General features: G+C 59.7%; 18 protein-coding genes and 1 pseudogene. 10 read left to right on the forward strand and 9 right to left on the reverse strand.

Annotated features, from left to right (window positions below; translation table 11 throughout):
- Positions 1-26: 26 nt before the first annotated feature.
- Genes IB264_RS11775 through IB264_RS11790 form a run of 4 tightly spaced genes read right to left on the reverse strand, consistent with a single transcriptional unit; the run spans position 27 to position 4,202 of the window.
- Entirely contained in the window at positions 27-1,292 is a 1,266-nt protein-coding gene (locus IB264_RS11775) for an ABC transporter substrate-binding protein (RefSeq protein WP_025430396.1), read from the reverse strand.
- Between the two features lie 40 nt (positions 1,293-1,332).
- Positions 1,333-2,427 (reverse strand): ABC transporter ATP-binding protein, encoded by a 1,095-nt coding sequence (locus IB264_RS11780; protein WP_192433373.1) that lies wholly within the window; start codon positions 2,425-2,427, stop codon positions 1,333-1,335.
- Between the two features lie 2 nt (positions 2,428-2,429).
- The gene (locus IB264_RS11785; protein ID WP_057221117.1) at positions 2,430-3,314 is read right to left on the reverse strand and encodes a carbohydrate ABC transporter permease; all 885 of its coding nucleotides are present in this window, start codon (positions 3,312-3,314) and stop codon (positions 2,430-2,432) included.
- A 6-nt stretch (positions 3,315-3,320) separates the two neighbouring features.
- Positions 3,321-4,202, reverse strand: a complete 882-nt coding sequence (locus tag IB264_RS11790) for a carbohydrate ABC transporter permease (protein WP_107027039.1) — start codon at positions 4,200-4,202, stop codon at positions 3,321-3,323.
- A gap of 202 nt (positions 4,203-4,404) precedes the next feature.
- On the opposite strand from IB264_RS11790, the gene IB264_RS11795 reads away from it, so the two are divergent.
- Positions 4,405-5,331, forward strand: coding sequence for an AraC family transcriptional regulator (locus IB264_RS11795; protein WP_025430400.1), 927 nt, complete (start codon positions 4,405-4,407; stop codon positions 5,329-5,331).
- Between the two features lie 143 nt (positions 5,332-5,474).
- Here the strand turns inward: IB264_RS11795 and IB264_RS11800 are convergent, their stop codons facing one another.
- The 4 genes from IB264_RS11800 to kduI all read right to left on the reverse strand — a co-directional run bounded on the left by IB264_RS11800 (position 5,475) and on the right by kduI (position 9,219).
- On the reverse strand, positions 5,475-6,611 hold the full coding sequence (locus IB264_RS11800) for a mandelate racemase/muconate lactonizing enzyme family protein (protein WP_192433375.1): 1,137 nt from the start codon (positions 6,609-6,611) through the stop codon (positions 5,475-5,477).
- A 23-nt stretch (positions 6,612-6,634) separates the two neighbouring features.
- Positions 6,635-7,546, reverse strand: a complete 912-nt coding sequence (kdgD, locus tag IB264_RS11805; RefSeq protein ID WP_025430402.1) for a 5-dehydro-4-deoxyglucarate dehydratase — start codon at positions 7,544-7,546, stop codon at positions 6,635-6,637.
- Between the two features lie 108 nt (positions 7,547-7,654).
- Positions 7,655-8,398, reverse strand: coding sequence for a 2-dehydro-3-deoxy-D-gluconate 5-dehydrogenase KduD (gene kduD, locus IB264_RS11810; RefSeq protein WP_192433377.1), 744 nt, complete (start codon positions 8,396-8,398; stop codon positions 7,655-7,657).
- On the reverse strand, positions 8,395-9,219 hold the full coding sequence (gene kduI, locus IB264_RS11815; protein WP_057216783.1) for a 5-dehydro-4-deoxy-D-glucuronate isomerase: 825 nt from the start codon (positions 9,217-9,219) through the stop codon (positions 8,395-8,397). The genes kduD and kduI overlap by 4 nt, the downstream gene beginning before the upstream one ends.
- Positions 9,220-9,459: 240 nt before the next feature.
- Here kduI and IB264_RS11820 point away from each other — a divergent pair, with 240 nt between their 5' ends.
- The 9 genes from IB264_RS11820 (at position 9,460) to IB264_RS11860 (ending at position 17,426) form a co-directional block, all read left to right on the forward strand.
- Positions 9,460-10,254: an NAD(P)-dependent oxidoreductase gene (locus IB264_RS11820; RefSeq protein ID WP_057207038.1), complete on the forward strand. Its 795-nt coding sequence runs from the start codon at positions 9,460-9,462 to the stop codon at positions 10,252-10,254.
- 3 nt (positions 10,255-10,257) lie between these two features.
- Positions 10,258-11,775, forward strand: a complete 1,518-nt coding sequence (locus IB264_RS11825) for an aldehyde dehydrogenase (NADP(+)) (RefSeq protein ID WP_192433379.1) — start codon at positions 10,258-10,260, stop codon at positions 11,773-11,775.
- Between the two features lie 82 nt (positions 11,776-11,857).
- Positions 11,858-12,595 (forward strand): FadR/GntR family transcriptional regulator, encoded by a 738-nt coding sequence (locus IB264_RS11830; protein ID WP_057207317.1) that lies wholly within the window; start codon positions 11,858-11,860, stop codon positions 12,593-12,595.
- Positions 12,596-12,678: 83 nt separating this feature from the next.
- Positions 12,679-13,428: a FadR/GntR family transcriptional regulator gene (locus IB264_RS11835; RefSeq protein WP_057207033.1), complete on the forward strand. Its 750-nt coding sequence runs from the start codon at positions 12,679-12,681 to the stop codon at positions 13,426-13,428.
- Positions 13,429-13,490: 62 nt separating this feature from the next.
- The gene (locus IB264_RS11840) at positions 13,491-13,805 is read left to right on the forward strand and encodes a cupin domain-containing protein (RefSeq protein WP_057207316.1); all 315 of its coding nucleotides are present in this window, start codon (positions 13,491-13,493) and stop codon (positions 13,803-13,805) included.
- Between the two features lie 109 nt (positions 13,806-13,914).
- Positions 13,915-14,937, forward strand: a complete 1,023-nt coding sequence (locus IB264_RS11845; protein WP_025430410.1) for an ABC transporter permease — start codon at positions 13,915-13,917, stop codon at positions 14,935-14,937.
- On the forward strand, positions 14,937-15,824 hold the full coding sequence (locus IB264_RS11850) for an ABC transporter permease (RefSeq protein WP_025430411.1): 888 nt from the start codon (positions 14,937-14,939) through the stop codon (positions 15,822-15,824). The genes IB264_RS11845 and IB264_RS11850 overlap by 1 nt, the downstream gene beginning before the upstream one ends.
- 4 nt (positions 15,825-15,828) lie before the next feature.
- Complete coding sequence (locus IB264_RS11855; RefSeq protein WP_025430412.1) at positions 15,829-16,665, forward strand: ABC transporter ATP-binding protein; 837 nt, start codon at positions 15,829-15,831, stop codon at positions 16,663-16,665.
- Complete coding sequence (locus tag IB264_RS11860; RefSeq protein ID WP_057207032.1) at positions 16,665-17,426, forward strand: ABC transporter ATP-binding protein; 762 nt, start codon at positions 16,665-16,667, stop codon at positions 17,424-17,426. The genes IB264_RS11855 and IB264_RS11860 overlap by 1 nt, the downstream gene beginning before the upstream one ends.
- A 306-nt stretch (positions 17,427-17,732) precedes the next feature.
- Here IB264_RS11860 and IB264_RS11865 read toward each other — a convergent pair.
- Positions 17,733-18,098, reverse strand: a pseudogene (locus IB264_RS11865) (VOC family protein).
- Between the last annotated feature and the right edge of the window lie 299 nt (positions 18,099-18,397).

The following is an 18,397-nucleotide window of genomic DNA, read 5'->3' on the forward strand; positions in this document are numbered from 1 at the left end:
GCATCCGCGGCGGGCAGTATCAATGGTCAGTCGAACTCGGCCAGAACGTCGTTCACCGTGTCGATGATCTGTTTGGCGCCATCTTCTGCGCTGATCTGGCCATAGGCGTACTCCTCAAGCGTATCGATGAAAGCGGCACGAATTTCCGGGTGTTCATTGAAGGGCGAAACCATCGGCCCCGTGGCGGCCATGACGATCGCATTGGCGGCGCGAACCTCGGGTTCGCCCTTGTCGCCCAACCTGGCGGCGGCCGCTTTCGACGCGGGAAGACCGCGCGAGGTGCCTAGAGCATCGATGCCTTCCGGCTCGTTCAGGAGGCAGTTGACGATCTGCGCCGCCGCATCCTGGTTCTTCGAGTTCTTGGAGATCGAAAACACCATGGAAGGCTTGCGATAGACGCCTTCGGTAACCGCATCCGAAAGCTTCAGCATTGGTACAGGCTTGAGAACCTGACCATCCTTCAACGGGTCGGCATACTTGGAGTAAGTTGAATCCCATTCGTACGAGCCGGCGACCTTGCCTTCGGCCCAGGAGGGCTTTTCAAACAGATTGACGTTGCCGTCGGCGGCCTCCTCCTTCTGCGAGCGGATCGCGCCGGTTTCCACCAGCTTGCCGAGGAAGGAGATGCCTTCGGCGAGTTCCTCTGGCGTCCATGCTACGCGGTTGCTCGTCTGATCGACGAGATCCTTGCCAGTCTTCTGCACGACGGCAAGGGTCACCAGCAATTGGGCAGTCTCCTTCACCGCGTTGAAGGTGTAGTGGTCCTTGCCGAGCTTGTCCTTGATGGTCGCGGTTGCGGCGAAGAACTCGTCCCAGGTCTTCGGAATTTCGACGCCTGCCTTTTCGAAGGTCGTCGCGTTGAAGAAGAAGACACGACCCGTCGTCGAGACGGATAGCCCCTGCAGGACCCCATTCATCGAACCGGCCGCGAGATCGCCTTCCGTCCAGTTGGACAGGTCGATTGCCTTCAGCGTGCGAAGGTCGGCGAACCCCTCGCCATTCTTGGAAAACAGCGGCAGCCACGGCCAGTTGACCTGAACGATATCAGCTTCGGTCCTGCCGGCCATTTGCGTCGTCAGTTTTTCGAGGTAGCCGTCGAAGCCGGTGAACTCGCCCTTGACCGTGTGGCCGTATTTCTGGCCGCAGGCAGCTGTCGCCTTTTGAGTGGCTACGTGACGACTATCACCGCCCCACCACGCCATGCGCAGTTCGGCGGCGCCAGCGGTGGCACCGAACGTAAGCGCGCCATAGGCGACGCCGGTCAATGCAAGCAAGGTTTTCGCAGTCTTCATGGTTCTCCTCCTTCTTGGTGTATGGCCCAACGCCGCCTCCTCAAAGCGACACGTTGCGACCGTCAGTCTTGTCGAAAATGTGCAATCGTTCCGGATCGGGACGAAGGCGGATGATCTCCGACCCTCCCAGTGCTTCGAACTCGGCTGCGCCGACGACGCTCACCACCTTGCGACCCTCGAGATCAGCGTGGAGATAGACCTCGTGCCCCATGAACTCAGCATTAGTGAGCTTCGCGGTGAGCGCCGGCCCGTCCGCCGCCAGCGATAGATGCTGTGGTCGGGTGCCGATCACGGCTTCTGTCGGGCGGGCCGAAAGCCGGCCTTCAAGGTGTGGTCCGAGCGGCAAGGTCTGGCTGCCGATCGAAAAGGACGATCCGTCGAGCCGGGCGTCGACAAGGTTCATTTCCGGACTGCCAATGAAGCCGGCAACGAACAGGTTCGCCGGGCGATCGTAGAGTTCCTTGGGCGTGGCCACCTGCATGATGTGACCCGCCTGCATAACGCATATGCGATCCCCCATCGTCATGGCCTCGGTCTGATCATGCGTCACGTAGATGACCGTCGACGACAAGCCCTCCGCTTTGAGCTGGCGATGCAGGTCGGTTATGCGGACGCGCATCGAGGCTCGCAACTTGGCGTCGAGATTGGATAGTGGCTCATCGAACAGGAAGACGCCCGGCTTCTTGATGAGCGCGCGACCGAGAGCCACGCGCTGGGCCTGACCGCCTGAAAGCTGCTTGGGAAGGCGGTCGAGAAGCGGCTCGATCTCAAGAATCTCGGCCACTTGCTTGATCGCGGCGTCGATCTCCGCCTTCGGCTTGCCGGCGATCTTGAGCCCGAAGGCCAGGTTGCCGCGAACCTTCATATGAGGGTAGAGGGCGTAGTTCTGGAAGACCATGGCAATTGAGCGCTTGCCCGGCGGCAGATCGTTGACGCGCCGATCCCCAATGAGGACTTCCCCGCCGGAAATCTCCTCAAGTCCAGCCACCATGCGCAGCGTCGTCGATTTGGCGCAGCCCGACGGACCGACGAAAACCATGAACTCGCCGTCGTGGATGTCGAGATTGATGCCATGGACCGCCTTGAAGGCGTTGCCATAGACCTTTTCGAGATTTTTCAGTTGAACCTTAGCCATGTTCAGCCCTTGATCCCCCCGGAGGAGATCCCTTCAATGAAGTAACGTTGCGCAGCGAAGAACACGATCAGCGCGGGGGCGATCGTGAGCACCGACATCGCGAGGATGCGGTTCCATTCGAAAGCTTCTGTCGTGTCGATCGAAAGCTTGAGGGCGAGGCTGACCGGATACTTGTCCACCGAGGACAGATAGATCAGCGGCCCGAGGAAATCGTTCATGGTCCACATGAACTGGAACAGGCACACCGAAATCAGTGCCGGGGCGAGCATTGGGACCACGATATAGATCAGCGTCTGGATGCTGTTGGCACCATCCACCCGTGCCGCCTCCTCCATGTCTGTTGGCAATGAGCGCAGGAATTGCACCAACATGAAAACGAAGAAGGCGTCGCCAGCGAGCGCCGACGGCACCCAGAGCGGCAGAAAACTGTCGAGCCAGCCAAGATCACGGAACAGGAGATATTGAGGAATGCGGGTAACGACATTGGGCAACAGCAGGATTGCGATGACCGAGCCGAAGAGGATCTTCTTGAACGGGAAATCGAACCGGGCGAACGCATAGGCCGCCAAGGTGCAGGAGATGGCCGTCCCGATCACCTTTGGCAGGATGATCAGGAAGGAATTCCAGAAGAACCGGCCGAACGTATAGGGTGTCGATGTCTGCCAACCCTTGATGTAACCTTCGGCAGTCGGGTTCTCCGGCAGGAAGCCTGCACCTGCGAAGATTTCGGAATTTGTCTTGAAGCTCGCGCCAACCAGCCAGATGAGCGGATAGAGCATGACGAAGCCGACTGCAAAGAGCAGGACATAGCGGACTGCCGTCGAGACGAGACGGAGCCTTGCCCTGCGGGCGGCCTGGAGATCGTTGAAGGTTGCAAGATCGGTCATTTGCGGTCAGCTCCTCTTGTCGCCTGCGTAAAAGACCCATTTCTTCGATGACCAGAAGGCAACGAGGGTCAGGACGGTGACGATGGTGAAGAGCACCCATGCTATGGCCGAGGCATAGCCCATGTTGAACTTCTTGAAGGCCTCGTCGTAGATGTAGAGCGGCAGCAGATACGTCGCCTTCAGCGGACCACCCTGCGTGATGATGTAAGGTCCGTTGAACTCCTGGAAGGCTTGAACCATCTGCATGATGAGGTTGAAGAAAATGACGGGGGTCAGCAGTGGCAACGTGATGAAGAAGAAGGTGCGCACCTTGCCCGCGCCGTCGATGGCTGCCGCCTCGTAAAGCGACTTGTCTATCGACTGCAAAGCGGCGAGGAAAATCACCATGGCTGATCCGAACTGCCAGCATCGCAATAGCGTAATCGTGAACAGCGCGTTCGTCGGATCACCAAACCAGTCAACCGGAGAAAAACCGACCGTCGTCAGCGCCATGTTGGCAAGTCCCTCCGTGGCGAAGATGTAGCGCCACAAAACGGCAATGGCGATCGAGCCGCCGAGGATGGAGGGAACGTAGAAGGCGGTTCGGAAGAGACCGATGAACATCAGCTTGTAGTTTAGGATCGCGGCGATGAAGAGCGCGAAGGCAAGCTTCAACGGTACCGTCAGGAACACATAGAGCAGTGTGACGTTCAGCGACTTCGTGAAGGTGCGATCGCGTGTGAAGAGCCGTTCGTAATTGGCAATCCCTGTCCACCGAGGTTCGCTCATAAGGTCATAGCTGGTAAAGCTCAGGTACAGCGACCCGATGAAAGGGATCGCCGTGAAGACCAGAAGACCAATGATATACGGGGCGAGATAGCCCAGCCCCATCAGGCGCTGCATCTTCATGACATCCCTCCCGGGCAGCCCTTGAGCGCAGCCTGCATAGATGCAATTTTGTACAAATCTGGCTCCCAATTCGGTGCAGGAAGAATGGGCGGAATGCCACGTTTCTATACCACGAACCGATCTCCTCCCCAGAAGAAACGGTTTATTCGGTGACATTGGGCTATTTTCAGATCAGAATGAATTCACAAAGGGAAGGAAAAAGATGGACGAAATCGAAGGTGGCATTCTATCGGCGATTCCCGCCGCGGCGTTGACGCTCAACCTGACGCGCGCGGCGATCCGCATGGAGCATTCGCAAACCTGGCGGATCGACAAATCCAATCCGGTCGACGATCTCGTCATCTGCCTTGAGGGCCGCGGTCATTATCTGATCGACGGCGAACCACGTGTGATGGAGCGGGGCGACGCCATGCTGATCAGCGGCGGCCAACACTTCATCGGCTGGAATGAAGGGCGCGAAACCTATATCGGCGTGGCGCAGCACTTTACGCTCGACATCTATGGTCGTCACAATCTCATCGAGCAGATGCAACTAAGGCCCAAACTGCAACTGAGCCGCTGGCCATTTCTGGAACCGATTGCCCGTCACTATCGTCAGAGCGCGCCCCCTTCCTCGGTATCGCTCGGCCAGCACCATCTTTTCATGGTCCTTCTCATCGCCTTCATCGAGGATGCGTTTCTCGGGTGGCGCGACCACGCGACCTACCAGCCGGAGGGCGCGGATGCGATTGACCTTGCGGTGATGAAGGCAGCAACGATGATCTCGGCCAATCCGCTTGAAACCGACATCGCCATGAGGGCGGTCGATGCCGCACCCTACAACTACGATTATTTTCTGCGCGAATTCCAGAAGCGCGTCGGCCGCACGCCACGCAAATACCAGGAGCTCAAGCGAATGGAGCGCGCGATGCATTTTCTGGAAGGAGGTCTTTCGGTTGCGGCAGCGGCTGCGGAGGTCGGCTATGCAGACCCCTATTACTTCTCGCGCATGTTCAAGCGCACACTTGGGCTCAGCCCCCGCGACCACCTGAACAAGGTTCATCAGAGCCGCCATGGCGACTTGATGCAACTCGACGAACCGGAGCAGGAAATCCGCCTTGCAACCGCCCGCACGATCGAGAAGCGATAAACGGACGATCGAAATTATGAAACGAGCGGGCCAGGACCCCTTAGATCCATCGGAGCCAGCCTAGTTCACGGGCACGCTGCGTCTAAAGCGCTGCTTTGCAAACGCAGTACGCGTGGCTCCCCGGAAGACTGCGCTCGTTCGTTTCAAGATTGGAGCATCTTGAATTCGACGAGGGCATCACGATTGATCTCGATCCCGAGACCTGGACCATCTGGAATAGTGACGACGCCATTGACCGCCTCCAGTGGTGTCTTAAGCACCGCCTGTCGGAATGGATTCTCCGTTCGGTCGAATTCCAGGATCGGCTCGATCGGATTGGCGCGGACCGGATCGGGCACCATCGCTGCCATGAATTGCAGTGCCGCGGCGATCTGCACGCCTGTCCCCCAGACATGTGGCACGACGCGGATACCATGAAGTGTCGCCAGGCTTGCGATCTTCTGCGCTTCGGAAAAGCCGCCGCAACCGCAGAGATCGGGCTGGAGAATGTCGACCGCACGGGCATCCAGCGCCTGCCACATGCCGAACCTTGTATGCCAGGTCTCGCCACCCGCAACGGGGATCGGCTGACATGTGCGAACCTCCAGGTAGGCCGACAGCTGTTCGGGCACCACCGGCTCCTCGAACCAGTCGATATCATACTCCGCTGCTGCTTTGCCGAGCCGGATCGCTTCGGTGACTGTGTAACCGTGATTGGCGTCAATCATCAGGCGCATTTCGGAGCCTATCGCCTCGCGAACAGCGCGGATGACGCGCAGATCCTCGTCGACGCCGAAACCAATTTTAATCTTGCAGGCGTGGAACCCCTGTGTGCGGCGCTCCGCCATTTCGTTGGCGTTGTCGGCAACCCGATCGACGCCGTCGCGCTTGAAGCTACCCGTGGCATAGGCGCGCACGCTTTGCCGCCAGCGTCCACCAAGCAGCATGGAGATCGAGGCGCCGTAGTGCTTGCCTTTGATGTCCCACAACGCGATGTCGATGCCCGACAGTGCGGTGACGGTGAGACCACGCTGTCCCTGATCGCGCAGTGCATTGTAGAGCACGGCCCAGATTTTCTCGGTTGAACGCGGGTCCTGACCGATCAGCCAGGGCGAAAAGGCTGCGACCACCGCCGCGTTGGGTTTTGCCGGACCGAGACATTCGCCCCAGCCGATCGTTCCATCATCGCATTCTATCTCCACCAGGACATGAGTACGCCGATCAAAGCGCATCGAGGCGCTTTCGAACGGCGTGTCCAGCCGGTGCTCCAAGAGATGCGTGCGAACGGCGGTGATCTTCATGCATTCCTCCGGAAGTCGCGGTATCAGACCTTGCGTTTCTGACCGCCGATGAGCTTGTCGAGCATGCCCAGCTCCTCATCCGTCAGATCCACCAGCGGCGCGCGCACCGGTCCGGCGTCAAAACCCTGCAGCCGCACGCCGGCCTTGATCGCCGAGACGGCGTAGCCCTTCACCCGGTTGCGGATCGCCATGAACGGATAGAAGAAATCCACCAGGATGCGCTCGCAAGTAGAGCGGTCGCCGGCGCGCAGTGCCACGTAGAACTCGTTGGCAAGGCCCGGTACGAAGTTGAACACGGCGGATGAATAGGTCGTGACGCCGGCGCCGAGATAGGCTTCGGCAAAAAGCTCGGCCGTCGGCATGCCACCGAGATACATCAGGCGATCGCCCATCTTTGCGGTAACCTGGCGCAAAAGCCCGATGTCACCCGTGCCGTCCTTGAAGCCGATCAGGTTCGGGCATTCGTCGCACAGCCGGGCAAGCGTATCGGCCTGCAGCACCGAATTGTCACGGTTATAGACCATGACGCCGATACCGACCGACTGGCAGACTTTCTTAATGTGGGCATAGAGCCCTTCCTGAGGCGCATCGATAAGATAGTGCGGCAGTAGCAGGATGCCGTCGGCCCCAGCCTTCTCGACCGATCGGGCGATATCCACCGCGATTTCGGTGCCGTAGCCACAACCCGACACGATGGCGGTTTCGCCTGCAGCCTCCTTGGCGGATGCGACGATGCCTGGGATTTCATCTGGCCGCAACGAGAAGAACTCCCCCGTGCCACCGGCTGCGAAAAGCACCGGGGCCTTGTAACCCGCGAGCCACTCGACATGCGCCTTGTAGCTTTCTGGCGCAAAGCGGCCTTGCGCATCGAAATGCGTGACCGGGAAGGAAAGAAGGCCGGAGCCAAGAGCAACCTTGATTTGTTCGGGGGTCATTTCAGTATTCCTCTGTGCATTCAACTGACCGTAGCCATAGCTAGACATCATACATATGTCAATCAGTCATCATACAAGTTAAATGACAAATTTGCCGCGAACCGACGATTAACGCGCCAACCAGCCACCGTCGACATTGAGGACCGAACCGTGGACGTAATTCGCCGCTGGCGAGGAGAGGAAGACCACCGCCCCTGCGATGTCCTCGGGGCGACCCCAACGATTGGCAGGGATGCGATCGAGGATTGCCTTGTTGCGCGCGGCATCGGCGCGTAGCGCCTCGGTATTGTTGGTCTCGATGTAGCCGGGGGCAACTGCGTTGACATTGATGCCCTTCGCCGCCCATTCGTTGGCAAGCAATTTGGTGAGACCGGCGACGCCGTGTTTTGCGGCCGTGTAGGAGGGAACGCGGATACCGCCCTGGAAGGAAAGAAGCGAAGCGATATTGACCACGTTTCCAGACCGCTCCTTGGCCAACAACTCCTTTGCGAACGCCTGGGTCGTGAAAAACAATGCCTTCAGGTTCACATCGACGACCGCGTCCCAGTCCTCCTCGGTGAAATCCACCGCATCCGCCCGTCGGATGATGCCGGCGTTGTTGACGAGGATATCGATGTCCCGGCCGACAAATATGTCTCGTGCCGCCATGGGATCCTTGAAGTCGAGCTGCATGCCACTCGCCTTGCCGCCGGCCCTGCCGATCAAATCCAGAGTTTCGTCGGGCGAGCGGCGGGCCGCGCAGATCACCTCGGCGCCTGCGGCAGCAAGTCCTGCCGCAATCGCTTGACCAAGTCCGGTATTCGATCCCGTGACAAGAGCTTTACGCCCTTGAAGCGAAAAGGAATTTATCATTTCAGATCCTCCGGTTGGATGAAGTCCATGTCGGTGTAGTCGACGTTGTCGCCAGCCATGGCCCAGATGAATGTGTAGGAGCCGATGCCCGCGCCGGAGTGGATGGACCAGGGTGGGGAAAGCGCGCCTTGCTCATTCGAGATGAACAGGTGGCGGGTCTCCTGGGGCTCGCCCATCAGGTGAAGCACCCGGGATTTTTCATCCATACCAAAATAGAGATAGGCCTCCATGCGACGGTCATGGATATGCGAAGGGATGGTGTTCCAGACGGAACCGTCCTCCAACGTGGTATAGCCGAGCACCAGTTGGCAGCTTTCCATCACGAGCGGATGGATGAACTGATTGATGGTGCGCTTGTTGGAGGTTTCCGATGCGCCCATCTTCACTTCCTTGCTTTCGGCGGCCGTGATGAGGCGCGCCGGCAGGCTGCGATGGGCCGGGCAGGACGTGATATAGAACCGGCCCTTGCCAGCAAAGGTGACCGCCCCCGATCCGGCACCGAGATAAAGCACATCGCCCCGGTTCAAGGTATAGGTCTGCCCGCCGGCGGCAACAGTACCGGTCTCGCCAATGTTGACGATGCCCATTTCACGGCGATCGAGAAACAGCGGGGTCTTCGTTTCCTCCACCTTGTCAAGCGTCAGGGGCGCATCACCCGGCACCGCTCCACCGATCACGAAACGATCGTAGTGGGTGTAGACCAGTCGGATCTCTCCGGCCCTGAACATATCCTGGGCCAAGAAATGCTTCCGAAGTCCGGATGTATCGAGTGTTTTGGCGTATTCCGGGTTGACCGCCTGCCTTGTTTCAACAGTCAGCATAAATTCCTCCTTCAAGTTGTCGACAACATATAATATGTGTTACCGTTATTGTATGATATGTCATCGGAGGTCAAGGTGCCCGCAGGAATGACGCGAGACCGAATGTGGTTTCGAGTGAAACGATGGCAGCTTTTTCGGGCACGAAGACCGCTAGAAGGTTGAGGCTCTGCCGGTTCACGCCATTGGCAGGTCGAAATGGCTGCGGTGCCGTGCCTGGCAATGCGCAAAGGAATACCCCAAATGAGACGCCTTTTGATCACCGGCGCGGCGGGCCAGCTGGGCCGGGTCATGCGCAAACGGCTTGCGCCTCTCGCCGATACAATTCGCCTTGCGGATCTTGCTCGGCTTGACCCGCCCGAGCGCGATGAGGAGTGCATGTCCTGCGATCTTTCTGACGCAGCAGCAGTCCATGAGATGGTCGCCGGCTGCGACGGCATCGTCCACCTTGGCGGCGTTTCCGTCGAACGGCCCTTCGACCAGATCCTTGCCGGCAATATTGTCGGCCTTTACAATCTTTATGAAGCGGCACGCTCTCACGGTCAGCCCCGCATCGTCTTTGCGAGTTCCAACCACACGATCGGCTACTATCCGCAGACCGAGCGGCTCGGGCCAGACGCCCCATACCGCCCGGACGGACTCTATGGGGTCTCCAAATGCTTCGGCGAGGCCCTCGCTCGCCTGTACTTCGACAAATTTGGCCAAGAAACCGCCCTGGTACGCATCGGCTCCTGTACGCTCGAGCCAACGAACTATCGAATGCTGTCGACCTTTCTCTCTCACGACGATTTCGCTTCGATGATCGAGGCAATTTTCCGCGTGTCGACCCTTGGCTGCCCAGTCATCTGGGGCAGCTCGGCCAACGACGCCGGCTGGTGGGACAACTCGCATCTTGGCTGGCTGGGCTGGAAGCCCAAAGACAATGCCGAGGCCCATCGCACCCACATTGAGGCCCTCACCCCGAGGCCCGACCCGAGCGACCCGACGACACGTTTCCAGGGCGGCGACTTCGTAAACAATCCGATATTCAAGGAGTAAGAAATGACCTATGAGCCACATGGCAAACACCTGATCGCCGGCGAATGGCGCGCAGCGCAGATCAAATTCCGCAGCGAGCCCGCCCACGGCGATGCCTTTGACTTTTCCGTCGGCACCGTCGAACTGGTCAACACGGCGGCCGAATCCGCCGAGGAAGCCTTCTGGTCCTACGGTTATTCGTCCCGCGAGACGCGCGCTGCCCTCCTCGACACCATTGCCGACGAAATCGAGGTCCGTGGGACCAAGATCACTGAGATCGGCGCCTCGGAAACCGGCTTGCCCGCCGCCCGCCTCGAAGGCGAGCGCGGCCGCACCACGGGTCAGCTGCGCCTCTTCGCTTCCCACATCCGCAAGGGCGAACATCTGGACAGGCGCCATGACGAGGCGCTGCCGAACCGCACCCCCCTGCCCCGACCGGATATTCGTTTGATGCAGCGCCCAATCGGCCCGGTCGCCGTGTTCGGCGCTTCCAACTTCCCGCTTGCCTTCTCGACGATGGGCGGCGACACCGCCTCTGCGCTTGCCGCCGGGTGTCCGGTCATCGTCAAGGGTCACTCCGCCCATCCCGGCACAAGTGAGATCGTGGCGGAAGCCGCCGATGCCGCCATCAGGAGACTTGGCCTCCACCCGGGCGTCTTCTCTTTGATCCAAGGCGGTCGTCGCGATGTCGGCACCGCACTCGTCACGCATCCGCTCGTCAAAGCGGTCGGCTTTACCGGTTCGCTTGCCGGCGGTCGCGCGCTCTTCGATCTCTGCGTCTCACGTCCCGAACCCATTCCCTTCTTCGGCGAACTGGGCTCGGTGAACCCGATGTTCATCCTGCCGGAAGCGCTGAAAGCCCGCGGCGCGGAAATCGCAAAAGGGTGGGTGAGTTCGCTGACGATCGGCGCCGGGCAATTCTGCACCAATCCGGGCATCGCCATTATCCTTTCCGATCAGGCCGACACGTTCGCCGAAGCGACCCGTTCCGCGCTCTCAGGGGTCGGTCCGCAGGTGATGCTGACTGACGGCATGGCCAAAGCCTATCGCGAGGGAAGCATGCGCATCGCTGCCGGCGCCGGTGTGCGCGAGGTCTTGACCACCACCTGCGACCAGCGCGACGCCACACCCTTCCTCTTCCGCGTTTCCGCCGAGGACTGGCTCTCCAACGATCTACTTTCCGAAGAAGTGTTCGGTCCGCTCGGCCTTATTGTGACGGTCGAGACTATCGAGGAGATGATTGCCGTAGCAAAGAGCTTCAATGGCCAGCTTACCGCCACGTTGCATCTTGATGCGGGCGACACTCAAGTTGCACGCAGCCTGTTGGCGATCCTGGAGCGCAAGGCGGGTCGTGTTCTGGCAAATGGTTACCCGACCGGGGTCGAAGTCTGCGATGCCATGGTCCACGGCGGCCCCTATCCGGCATCCACAAACTTCGGCGCAACGTCCGTTGGAACCCTTTCCATCCGAAGGTTCCTCAGGCCCGTCTGCTACCAGAACCTGCCTGAGGAGCTGCAGCCGGACGACCTCAAATCGATCTAGGCACGGATTGCGCCGTTGTGGGGCAATGGCGTATCCACAATCAACGGCGGATTCCCGCCTTATTCACCGAATGGCGGCACGCATGACGAAAGTGACCACCCACGAACCGGCTCCGCTGCCAACCACGACGCTGGTGGTCAAGGTTGCAGACGCGCTTCGCGCACGCATGTCCAAGGGTCATCACAAGCCGGGTGATCGGCTGCCCTCCGAGGCCCAACTGACGCAGGAATTCGGTGTGAGCCGCACGGTCGTGCGCGAGGCAATTGCAGCACTACGTTCTGACGGACTGGTGGAGCCACGCCAAGGAGCGGGCGTCTTTGTTCTCGCTCCAACGCTTGCCACCCGCCGTCCGTTTCAAAATGTCGATCTGGCGCGCGTATCTTCGCTGATCGAGATGCTCGAACTTCGCACCGCCGTAGAAGGAGATGCTGCAGCCCTTGCGGCGCTTCGCCGCTCGCCCGGGCAGGAGGAAAAGATCATCGAGGCCTTCGATGCTTTCCGCACGAGTTCCGCGGAAGGCCGACCGAGCGCAGAGGCCGATTTTGCCTTCCACCTCGCGATTGCTCAGGCCACCAACAACCCGCGCTTCGCAGAATTCCTGCAGATGCTCGGTCCGACGCTTATTCCGCGCCGGGCGGTGACCGAGAACGGTGAGGAGACGACGCTGCCCTTGGTCGATATCGAGCGGCTCGTGGACGAACATGAAGCGATCCTCGTCGCCATTCAAAATGGCGACGAGACACAGGCCCGCTCAGCCATGCGCGCTCACCTGAAGAACAGTCAGGCGCGGTACCGCGCCATGCTACGAGTGCTTCGCTGAGGTACAGGTTTAGACAGCCTGCCCTTGCATTCGGACAGATAACCGATAACATGCCAGACAGGTTCAATGCAGGTGAAGCAGCAATGGAAGCCCAAAACAATCACGCGAGAGGCACGTCGCTGGCGGCAAAGATCAGCGCCGATCTGCGTCGCGACCTGACCGAAGGCGTCTTCCAGCCCGGCGACCGGCTTCCGAGCGAAAGTGCGCTCACCCGCGAATATTCCGTGAGCCGCACCGTAGTGCGCGAAGCAATTGCAATCCTTCGCGCCGACGGCCTGGTGGAAGCGCGCAAGGGCGCCGGCATCTTCGCGCTGCAGACGCTCGAAGACAAGAAACAACCATTCAAGGACCTGACCACCGAGCGCATTTCCTCGGTCATAGAGCTTTTGGAGCTTAGGACAGTCTTTGAGGTGGAGTCCGCCGGGCTTGCGGCCTCGCGCCGTTCTGCTGCACAGATCGAGGCGATCCTCGAGGCCCATCACCACGTTGGCGAATGCCTCGCCACCGGGAGCCCCACCCGTGACGCCGATTTCGAACTGCATCTCGCCATCGCGGAGGCTACGCAGAACCGTCGCTTTCCCGAATTCCTGCAGCTCATCCGGTCCGGCATCATTCCTCGAGGCGAACTGCAAGGCTCCGCTCCCGGCTCGCGCCCGAAGGACTATAACCTTCACCTTCAGGAAGAGCACGGCCTGATCGTGGATGCCATTATCGAAGGCAATAGCGACACTGCGCGCGAGCGCATGCGCGCCCATCTTCGCGGCAGCCTGGATCGCTACAAGGTATTGCTGCGCTCGCGCACACTGGCCCCCGAAGAGGTCAACCTGTCTTAGCTTGTCATACAGCCTGCAATGCATGTATGTTGGAGATGTCGTACATCATCAACGAGGCATCCATGACCCTTCCCACCTATCCCGCGATCTCGACCGATACTGGCGTTACCCGGCAAGTTCTTTCGCACTCACCGGAGATCATGGTCGTATCTTTCCGCTTCGAAAGCGGCGCTAGCGGCCGACTACATAGCCATCCGCACGTTCAATCCACCTACGTCTCGCGTGGCCGTTTCCGCTTTTTCCGTGACGGCGAAGCCCATGAATTGAAGGCCGGCGATAGTCTCGTCATCCCCTCAAACACTGAGCATGGGTGCCAATGCCTGGAGACCGGCGAACTTATTGACTGCTTCACACCCCGCCGAGACGACTTCCTGTGAGCAGATTAGCTTGACAGTACCCATAACCTGTGACAGATTTCCTTAAGTTGTCATACAGGACGGGAGCCTGTACCGCCTCACCTTCCGGCGGATGACAAACGGAGGATTCATGTCTTTACGTCGCATACGCTTCTACGGAGCGGCCGGGCAGATCGGGACCATTGCGGTCACGCTTCTCGGCCTGCTTCTCCTGACTTTTTTCATTGGCCGGCTCATGCCCGCTGATCCGGTGCGGGCCATAGTCGGAGAAGATGCGACCCGCGAGACCTATGAACAGGTCTACAACGCGCTCGGCCTGGACCGTCCTCTTTGGGAACAGTTCATATATTACCTAGGCGATGTCTTCACCGGCAATTTCGGTACCTCTATTCGCACCGGTCAGCCGGTCATACAGGACATCCTTCATGTCATGCCGGCGACGATCGAACTGGCCACTTTCGCAATCCTTATTGGAGCAGGCCTGGGTGTGCCGCTTGGCGTCTTTGCCGCCGTCAACAAGGATCGTTGGCCGGATCATGTGGTGCGTGTCTTCAGCCTTTTCGGCCATTCGATGCCGATCTTCTGGACAGGTATGATTGCGCTCATCGTCTTTTACGCCCATCTCGGGCTGGTCGGCGGCAGCGGGCGGATGGACCAGTTCTACATCGGTCTCGTCGAAGAGCGTACCGGCTTTCTCTTGATCGACAGCCTGATCGCCGGCGAGATGGACGTCTTCTGGTCCGCGGTGAACCACATCATCCTGCCAGCGGCGCTACTTGGCTATTCCTCCTCCGCCTACATCACCCGCATGACCCGCAGTTTCATGCTCGATCAACTCGGGCAGGAATATGTGACGACCGCGAGAGTGAAGGGGCTTTCGCGCAATCAGACGATCTGGCAGCACGCCTTCGTCAATATCCGGGTTCAGCTCGTCACCATCATCGCGCTCGCCTACGGTTCACTGCTCGAAGGAGCGGTCCTTATCGAGACCGTCTTTGCCTGGCCGGGCTTTGGTCAGTATCTCACCAACAATCTCATCACCGGCGACATGAATGCCGTCATGACCTGCGTATTGATCGTCGGCGTCATCTTCATCGGGCTCAATCTACTGTCCGACGTTCTCTACCGCATCTTCGATCCAAGGACACGCTGATGTCTACCCGCACCGAACCTACGTTCCGCCTGCCGGCTCCGTTGCACGCATTGAAGAACATCGTGCTGTTCCTTTTGAAAAGCCCGACCTCGACATTCGGCCTCGCCGTCCTGGTGCTGCTCATTCTGGTAGCTGCCTTTGCACCTTTGATCGCCACGCACGACCCCTATGTGCAGGATCTTGCCAAAACGCTGCAGCCGCCGGGCAACGGGCATGTCTTCGGTACCGACGAGCTTGGCCGCGACATTTTCAGCCGCCTTGTCTGGGGTGCCCGCATCACGCTGACAATCATCTTCCTCGTGTCGATCGTCGTCGGCCCCATCGGCCTCATCATCGGTACGACCGCCGGCTATCTCGGTGGCAAGATCGATACGGTGATGATGCGCATCACCGACATTTTCCTGTCGTTTCCGAGCCTCATTCTCTCGCTCGCCTTCGTCGCGGCGCTAGGCCCAAGCCTCAACAACGCCATTGTCGCCATCGCGCTGACCTCCTGGCCACCGATCGCTCGGCTTGCCCGCGCCGAGGCAATGACCTTCCGCAAGGCAGATTACATTTCTGCCGCAAGACTTCAGGGGGCATCGCCGGCGCGCATCATCTTCAAGTCGATCATGCCCATGTGCCTGCCTTCGGTCCTCATCCGTCTGACCCTCAACATGGCGACCGTCATCCTCACGGCTGCCGGCCTCGGTTTCCTCGGCCTCGGCGCCCAGCCGCCGCTGCCCGAATGGGGCGCGATGATCGCAACCGGCCGCCGGTACATGCTGGACAGTTGGTGGCTCGTCACCTTCCCGGGCATCTCGATCCTGTCTGTCAGCCTCGCATTCAACCTGCTCGGCGATGGATTGCGCGATGCGCTCGATCCCAAGCAGATAAATCGGAGGTAGCCCCGTGGAAAAATCCATACTCGAGGTCGAAAATCTCCGCATTCGCTATGGCGGCGCGCCGGCAGAGGCCGTGCGTGGGGTTTCCTTCACGCTTGGCCGGGAACGGTTGGGGATCGTCGGAGAATCCGGTTCAGGCAAGTCCACGGTTGGACGCGCTCTTTTGCGTCTTCTGCCCGGCGCGACAATCACGGCCGACACGTTGCGCTTTGGGAACCTCGACCTCCTGACGCTCTCCGAAAAAGAGATGCTGAAGGTTCGTGGCCGGCGGATGTCAATGATCCTCCAGGATCCCAAATTCTCGCTCAACCCGATCCGGCGTGTTGGCGACCAGGTGGCAGAGACCTATCTGCGCCACTTCAGATGCTCGAAGGCAGAGGCCCGTGACAAGGCGCTCACCATGCTGGAAGCCGTCAAGATTCGTGACCCGAAGCGGGTCTATGATCAATACCCGCATGAAATATCCGGCGGCATGGGTCAGCGTGTAATGATCGCGATGATGCTTTTGGCAGACCCAGATCTCGTCATCGCCGACGAACCCACCTCCGCGCTCGACGTTACCGTCCGGCTTCAAGTGTTGAATATCCTCGACGGCCTCGTGCGCGACCGCGGCATTGGCCTCATCATGATCAGTCACGACCTGAACCTTGTGCGCAATTTCTGCGACCGCGTTCTCATCATGTATGCCGGTCGCGTGGTTGAAACACTCGCCGCCCGCGACCTCGACAGGGCCGAACACCCCTATACTCGCGGCCTGTTGGCAGCCCAACCAAGGATCGGTGGCGGGCGTGCACCTCTCGCCGTGCTCGACCGCCAACCCGAATGGCTGGAGGAGAAAGCCTGATGTCCGTTTCCGTCGAAACCCGCGATGTGTCCATCACCTTCGGCGCTGGACCAACCGCCACCAAAGTCTTGCCGAGTGTCAGTTTCTCGGTAAGCCCGGGCGAGTGCTTCGGCCTCGTCGGAGAAAGCGGCTCGGGCAAATCCACCGTGTTGCGCTGCATCTCCATGCTGACCGATATCTGGACGGGCGACATCCTCATCGGCGGCAAGCCTGTGCGCGAGATGCCGCTTATCGAGCGCTGCCGCACGCTGCAGATGGTGTTTCAGGATCCGTACGGCTCGCTGCATCCGCGCCAGTCGGTACGCACCGTGCTCAGCGAGCCACTCGTCATTCACAAGCTCGGCGATCGCGAGGATCGCATGCGCAAGGCCATTGCCGATGTCGGCCTGCCCGTTTCCTTCCTCGACCGCTTTCCACACCAGCTCTCCGGTGGCCAGCGGCAGCGGGTGGCGATTGCCCGCGCGCTCATCCTGGAGCCCTCTTTGTTGCTACTGGACGAACCCACGTCGGCGCTCGATGTCTCCGTCCAGGCGGAAATCCTGAACCTGCTGCAGCGCCTGCGCGAGGAGCGCGGTTTCACCTACATCATGGTCACGCACGATCTCGCGGTGGTCGACCACATGTGCGATCGTTTTGCTGTCATGCTCCACGGAGAGATCACCGAGGTGCTTCCACGCGATGCGATCCCCGGAAACGGAGCGACCCACCCCTATGCCCGAGAACTCATCGGCGCCTCACTCGAATACGAAAGCGCGCACTGAGCTCGACTAATTGAAGCTCGGGCACTCCGTCTGAAATTGCCCTCGACGTGCCAGCTCCCCGGTCACGCGAAAGCGGCATAAGCAAGCCCAGAGCGCTGCCGATCGGCAGCAGCCCAATTCTTCACATGACAACCCACAACGGCCCGTGGCTTAGCGCAAGCCGTGGGCAATACAGGCCGACGGGATGAGATGCCAGCGCGTGAAGCTCCGTGGCATCCACGCGCCACAAGCAGTCACGGCAGCAGGCCCTGGTCAAAATCAAACGTCAGGACACTCACCGAGCATGGAATGGCGGGTTGTTCGCCATCACTCCTTCGTTGGTTCCCAGAGCTCGATCGGATTGCCCTCGGGATCGTGGATCCGGGCAAAGCGACCGACTTCCGAGTTCCACTCGGCTCGCGTTTCCACCGCGATCCCGCTCGCCGTGAGGTTTGAAATGAGCCCTTCCAGATCATCTACCTTGAAATTGATCATCCATTGTTGTTCTCTTCGTCCCAAATAGTCGGTGTTCTCGTTCTCAGAGAAGGGCCCAAAAATTGTCATTCCTGCCTCTTGCTACCACACGGACTTGTGCAGGTCATCAACACCAAGATGCCTCTCATACCATTCGGCCAGCCCAGCCGGGTCCGCTGCCCTGAAGAACACACCGCCTATTCCAACGACCTTTGGCATGAGCCCCCCTTGGCTTGAGGGAGGACAATGCCGGCGAAGGGGCTCACATGCAACCTAAAGGTCAAGCTCGACGTGACGTCCGCAAGGTTGCAGAACATCGGTTACCTTTTAGTACTGCTGAGTCTGGAACATCGCCTCGGATGGAAAAGCGTGTCCTGGCGTCATTGCTTGCCGATGGATGTCGGGCGGCTCCCGACAGGTAAAAAGGCCGCCCCATCGGGCCACTCCGGCCCGTGGGAAAACCACTTGCATGGGGGAGATGCTTGTCCGTCGAGCAACGCCACACCTCTGGAGCCATT

Origin of the sequence: Ensifer sp. ENS11 (genome assembly GCF_014851895.1) — a bacterium.
Classification (GTDB): domain Bacteria; phylum Pseudomonadota; class Alphaproteobacteria; order Rhizobiales; family Rhizobiaceae; genus Ensifer; species Ensifer canadensis.

Bases quoted from the DNA above. Each gene is read 5' to 3' on its own strand.
- IB264_RS11775 (WP_025430396.1), bottom strand. From the start codon at position 1,292: ATGAAGACTGCGAAAACCTTGCTTGCATTGACCGGCGTCGCCTATGGC.
- IB264_RS11780 (WP_192433373.1), bottom strand. From the start codon at position 2,427: ATGGCTAAGGTTCAACTGAAAAATCTCGAAAAGGTCTATGGCAACGCC.
- IB264_RS11785 (WP_057221117.1), bottom strand. From the start codon at position 3,314: ATGACCGATCTTGCAACCTTCAACGATCTCCAGGCCGCCCGCAGGGCA.
- IB264_RS11790 (WP_107027039.1), bottom strand. From the start codon at position 4,202: ATGAAGATGCAGCGCCTGATGGGGCTGGGCTATCTCGCCCCGTATATC.
- IB264_RS11795 (WP_025430400.1), top strand. From the start codon at position 4,405: ATGGACGAAATCGAAGGTGGCATTCTATCGGCGATTCCCGCCGCGGCG.
- IB264_RS11800 (WP_192433375.1), bottom strand. From the start codon at position 6,611: ATGAAGATCACCGCCGTTCGCACGCATCTCTTGGAGCACCGGCTGGAC.
- kdgD (WP_025430402.1), bottom strand. From the start codon at position 7,546: ATGACCCCCGAACAAATCAAGGTTGCTCTTGGCTCCGGCCTTCTTTCC.
- kduD (WP_192433377.1), bottom strand. From the start codon at position 8,398: ATGATAAATTCCTTTTCGCTTCAAGGGCGTAAAGCTCTTGTCACGGGA.
- kduI (WP_057216783.1), bottom strand. From the start codon at position 9,219: ATGCTGACTGTTGAAACAAGGCAGGCGGTCAACCCGGAATACGCCAAA.
- IB264_RS11820 (WP_057207038.1), top strand. From the start codon at position 9,460: ATGAGACGCCTTTTGATCACCGGCGCGGCGGGCCAGCTGGGCCGGGTC.
- IB264_RS11825 (WP_192433379.1), top strand. From the start codon at position 10,258: ATGACCTATGAGCCACATGGCAAACACCTGATCGCCGGCGAATGGCGC.
- IB264_RS11830 (WP_057207317.1), top strand. From the start codon at position 11,858: ATGACGAAAGTGACCACCCACGAACCGGCTCCGCTGCCAACCACGACG.
- IB264_RS11835 (WP_057207033.1), top strand. From the start codon at position 12,679: ATGGAAGCCCAAAACAATCACGCGAGAGGCACGTCGCTGGCGGCAAAG.
- IB264_RS11840 (WP_057207316.1), top strand. From the start codon at position 13,491: ATGACCCTTCCCACCTATCCCGCGATCTCGACCGATACTGGCGTTACC.
- IB264_RS11845 (WP_025430410.1), top strand. From the start codon at position 13,915: ATGTCTTTACGTCGCATACGCTTCTACGGAGCGGCCGGGCAGATCGGG.
- IB264_RS11850 (WP_025430411.1), top strand. From the start codon at position 14,937: ATGTCTACCCGCACCGAACCTACGTTCCGCCTGCCGGCTCCGTTGCAC.
- IB264_RS11860 (WP_057207032.1), top strand. From the start codon at position 16,665: ATGTCCGTTTCCGTCGAAACCCGCGATGTGTCCATCACCTTCGGCGCT.